Source organism: Rhodococcus sp. LB1, assembly GCF_001583455.1.
Lineage (GTDB): Bacteria > Actinomycetota > Actinomycetes > Mycobacteriales > Mycobacteriaceae > Rhodococcus_F > Rhodococcus_F opacus.
In genome coordinates this window covers 1-4,803 of record NZ_LTCZ01000183.1, presented here as the reverse complement: position 1 = coordinate 4,803, position 4,803 = coordinate 1, and the positions used below count along the sequence as shown (strand labels likewise).

4 protein-coding genes are annotated in these 4,803 nt (G+C 61.3%); 2 read left to right on the top strand and 2 right to left on the bottom strand.

Features of this window, described 5'->3' with window-relative positions:
* Window positions 1-232 (bottom strand): hypothetical protein (locus tag AZG88_RS54050; protein ID WP_231914166.1); only part of this gene is annotated, 232 nt, incomplete at its 3' end.
* 181 nt (window positions 233-413) lie between these two features.
* Window positions 414-1,691, bottom strand: a complete 1,278-nt coding sequence (locus AZG88_RS24085) for a bifunctional 3,4-dihydroxy-2-butanone-4-phosphate synthase/GTP cyclohydrolase II (protein ID WP_061699451.1) — start codon at window positions 1,689-1,691, stop codon at window positions 414-416.
* A gap of 720 nt (window positions 1,692-2,411) precedes the next feature.
* On the opposite strand from AZG88_RS24085, the gene AZG88_RS24080 reads away from it, so the two are divergent.
* Together AZG88_RS24080 and AZG88_RS24075 are read left to right on the top strand one after the other, a co-directional pair.
* Window positions 2,412-3,461 (top strand): AraC family transcriptional regulator, encoded by a 1,050-nt coding sequence (locus AZG88_RS24080; protein ID WP_061699450.1) that lies wholly within the window; start codon window positions 2,412-2,414, stop codon window positions 3,459-3,461.
* A 546-nt stretch (window positions 3,462-4,007) separates the two neighbouring features.
* The coding region (locus tag AZG88_RS24075) for a mycofactocin-coupled SDR family oxidoreductase (RefSeq protein WP_061699452.1) at window positions 4,008-4,803 on the top strand (796 nt) is incomplete at its 3' end.

Genomic DNA, 4,803 nt, shown 5'->3' with positions numbered 1-4,803 from the left:
GGTACGCCTCGGCCGTCTGCCCTCGTTTGAAGCTCACTGACTCTCCTGACAGATGTTCACGATGACCGAGCGTCACGCCGTCATCCCTGCTCCGGACGTCTGCATCAACATCTTCCACTCGGGCCAGGGAGGGTTGGCCGCGATACTGACTACAATTGTCCAGACTCAAGTAGTTGCGTATGATTTTTCGATCGGAAGTTTCGTTGCGATATGCAAATTTGAATGGGTTCATGCGTCGGTTAAATTCCATCTGGAAGCTGGCACCCCCATAATTTGCCCGTTTCCAGTGACGATTCCATCTGGAAAGTCCTACAGGGTCCGTACGAATTGGATTAATAGAAGACCTGATCGGTATTGCTCAACAGTTGAACCTACTTTGCCCTATCGGCTCGGCAAGTCAGCGGTTCAATCGGCTATCGGAGAGCGGTGAACGCTTCGTTATCCCGTAGTTCGGGTTCATGGTCGTCGAGGCCGATGAGATCGTGGCCCATACGGTCGCGTTTTGTCCGCAGATACGCGACGTTCTCGCCATTGGCACGTAGCGGCATCGGCACACGCTCAGTGATATGCAGTCCGTATTTGTCGAGCCCAAAACGTTTTGCGGGGTTGTTCGTCAACAAACGCACGGTGGAGATCCCCAGGTCGTCGAGAATCTGCGCTCCCACGCCGTAGTCGCGCGAGTCCGCGGGCAAACCGAGTTGGAGGTTGGCGTCAACGGTATCGGATCCTGCGTCCTGCAGTTCGTAGGCCTTCAGCTTGTGCAGGAGACCGATTCCACGACCTTCGTGGCCCCGCATGTAGAGAACGACACCGCGACCCTCCCGCGCGATCATTTCGAGAGCGGCGTCGAGTTGGGGACCGCAGTCACAGCGGAGCGATCCGAACACGTCGCCGGTGAGGCATTCCGAATGCACGCGGACTAGGACGTCGTGGCTGTCGCCGTCTGGTTCGGCGATGTCTCCGCACACGAGCGCGACGTGCTCGATCTCGTCATAGATGCTCTGGTAACCGACGGCTCGGAATGCGCCGTGGGCGGTCGGTATGCGCGCCTCGGCGACACGAACCACATGTTTCTCGTGCTTACGACGCCACGCAACGAGGTCGGCAATCGAGATCAGTGCGAGGCCGTGGTCGTCGGCGAATACCCGCAGCTCGTCGGTCTGAGCCATCGCGCCCTCGTTCTTCTGGCTTACGATCTCGCAGATGGCGCCCACCGGACGGAGGTCTGCTATGCGGGCAAGGTCGACGGCAGCTTCCGTGTGACCGGGGCGGCGCAGCACGCCTCCGTCTTTCGCGCGCAGCGGCACCACGTGGCCGGGCCGGGTGAAGTCGCCGGCACCGGCGGTGGGGTCGGCGAGCAGTCGTATGGTCGCGGCTCGGTCGGATGCAGAGATACCGGTTCCGAGGCCCTCACGGGCGTCGACCGTCACCGTGTACGCGGTACCGTGCTTGTCCTGGTTGATAGCGCACATCGGTGGCAGACCGAGGCGGTCGCAGTCGTCGCCGGACAGTGGTACGCATAGGTATCCGGATGTGTAACGAACCATGAACGCCACGAGTTCGGGCGTTGCCTTCTCGGCGGCGAATACCAGATCGCCCTCGTTCTCACGATCGTCGTCGTCGACTACCACCACGGGTTTGCCGGCGGCGATGTCGGCGACCGCACGCTCGATCTCGTCGAACCTTGTCACGTCCTATGCTCCATACTCTCGTTTCGCACCCTGACCGATCGGCCGGCGGTGCCGCCCGGGGGCGAGTACTGCTCGATGACAAGTCGGCTATTCGACGTCGATGTCATTGAGTTTCTCCAGATTCTTATGGTCTCGGGTCCCGAAGAGCGCCTGTGTCGGTTGGATTACGCGAAGTACGCAGTCGCGGTAGGGGGCTGAATGTCAGCGAGTCCGCCTGTTTGCTCCTCGCTCAATGCGTTGCTAGCCACGTCGTTCGCCTACCGGAGGTAGCCGATCGCGATGCCGGCGTAGACGCAGTAAGTCGGTGTCTTTGCTCACATTCGCTACGGTTCAGATTAGGAGCGGTCGACACCGTACCGACACGGCATTCGACGCCAACAAGACCGGAAAAGGCGTCAGATACGTCCTCTTGCCGCGCGATGGCGCTTGGTGCAAGGCTCAGGATGCAAAGCTGATGACGGACTCCAATACCGCTCGTACGCTAGACGCCGCGGCGCTCGGGAGCCTCGTAATCTCAACGAAGAGGAGAGAGATGCGTCCTAGGACCGCGCCTCCCGGCAGCCTTGTGAACGCACCATGCGGAGGCAAGGCATCCTCGTCGGCCTCACCGAGACCTCTTGTCCGTCCTGCTTCTGGCCGACGTCGGTGGACGCTGCGGCCTCGAAGAGTTCATGAACACGCTGGACCATCGCGCTGCGTCCGCGGTGAAAGGACGCAGCGGTGAAATTGAACTCGTACCAGAATCTGCGTGTAGCGAACTTCAGTGTCCACGTTCTCTGCCGACTACTCGAGGAAGCGAATCTCGACTGGCGAACTGCACTCGCGGTTGCCGAAATCGATCCCGCCGCGGTGAACCGCCCGGGAAGCACTATCCCTGCAAAAAAGGAACTGGCCTTCCAACTTCAGTTCGTCGCTTTAACAAAGGATCGTGTCGATCTATGGCTGCGAGCCGCGCGCGCCTACACCACGGCCACCGTTGGCGCGCGCGGAATGGCCCTCGCTACTGCGCCGACCATTACGGCGTGGGTGGAGGTTGTCAACGCTGTAGACTATGCCCCTGGGCTCCTCGAGATCGCGCCACTGCGCACACCGGACGGCACAGTAACGGGGATCGAGTACACCTACCCCGACGCCCCGGAAGAGTTGATCCCGTTCAGCGTCTACCGCGACCTCTATATCACCAGCCGATCGTTCGAGTGGCTCTACGGGGGCCCATTCCCCTTCACTCATATCGAATTCCCTCTAGCGGAAGTCTCACCCGAGGTTTTGACGTACGTCTCCTGCAAGATCGACTGCGGCTCCGAGACGCTGCGGCTGTGGTGGGAGCCCGCGATATCGACACAGGAACTGCCCTTCGGTAACGCCTTCCAGCACGCCGCGTGGGTCAAAGCGGATACCCAAATTCTCGACTCGTTTAGGGCGACCGGGGACTGGCCCGACACCGTCGCCAAAGCCATCAAGGCCGCGCCCGAGCTCAACCGCAAACTGGCGAATGTAGCCGCAATACTGCGAGTCTCCCCACGCACCCTGCAACGCAGGCTCGAACTCACTGGTCACGACTTCGCCCAGCTACGGGACGACACCCTGTGTGACCTCGCCTCCGACCTACTTTCGAATACGGATCACTCTGTGTCGCGAATATCCCGCATGCTGGGCTACAAAGACGCAGCCAGCTTCACGATCGCCTTCAAACGGTGGCGAGGGATTCCGCCTACTGCGTTCAGGGAGGCTGCTTCTTACTACAGGAACAACAGCGACTCCGAGGCATAAGGTCCCACCGCCTCCCTCAGCGATGCGCAGCCGAACCGGCGGGTGAGCAGTAGGGACGTTACAGATCAAAGGTGGACGACATCGGCATCAATGGGCTACACGTTGGTGCGGTCCTGGCAATCCCAGAGGATCGCGGCTTCCACCTCATTGGCCATCGCGCCTGCCGCGGCCGGTGGAAACGAACGATCGGGTGACACAGGCATTTGGGAGCGGGCCCGCTCGGTCGGTGAAGTGCCCCAAGCGCAAACGGCGGTCGGCGCTGCGCGACGATTCATCGCAATATCGTTGTCGAATCATGTAAATCGGCATATACCAACGTCGGTGCGTGAGAAGGACGCGCAATTCGATAACCAGCGCGCCCACTCTTCCAAATTTGGACGATATATGTCAGCATATTGGTTGTCACATGAACGGACGACCTCATCCGCCGGGGTGGCTTACTCCCGATACTTGGTCGTTCCGAGCGGCGGCCCGAGGCCGAGCACTACGACCAGTGGAGGCCCGCAAACGCGGCCCTGGTTTCTATTCGAGAATGGAGCTTTTGCAGTGGCGGGACGTATGGACGGCAAGGTCGTCGTCATCACCGGCGCGGCCCGGGGTCAGGGCCGCGCGCACGCGGTCCGCCTCGCGGAAGAGGGCGCCGACATCATCGCAGTCGACATCTGCGAGTCGATCCCCACGGTGGTCCAGTACGGCGGTGCCACCCCGGAAGACCTCCAGGAGACCGTAAAGCTCGTCGAGGCGCACGGCAGGCGGATCATCGCCGAGCAGGCCGACGTCCGCGACCTCGCGCGACTGAAAGAGGTCGTGAACTCCGGTGTGAGCGAATTGGGCCGCCTCGACGGTGTCGTCGCCAACGCAGGCATCGAAATATTCAAGGCCTGGGACAAATTCACCGAGCAGGAGTTCCGAGACGTCATCGATATCAACCTCGTCGGGGTGTGGAACACCGTGATGGCGACCGCGCCGGTCTTGGTAGACGCCGACAGCGGCGGGTCGATCGTCCTCATCTCCTCCGGCAACGGGCTCAAGGGCGGCCCGTTCAACCTGCCCTACACCGCGTCCAAGTTCGGCGTGACCGGGATGGGCAAGACCTTCGCTGCCGAGCTCGGCAAGCACCGAATCCGTGTCAACACAGTGCATCCGGGACCGGTCGACACCGAGATGTCCCGGCACATCGCACCGTATTTCGGTGAGATCGCAGCAGGCAACGAGGCGCTTCTCGCCACCTACGCCAACTTCCACCCCGAAGATGCGATGGACCCGGCCGAGATCTCCCATGCGGTCCTCTATCTACTGTCGGACGAGTCCACCTGGACGACGGCACTGTCGATGGCCGTCG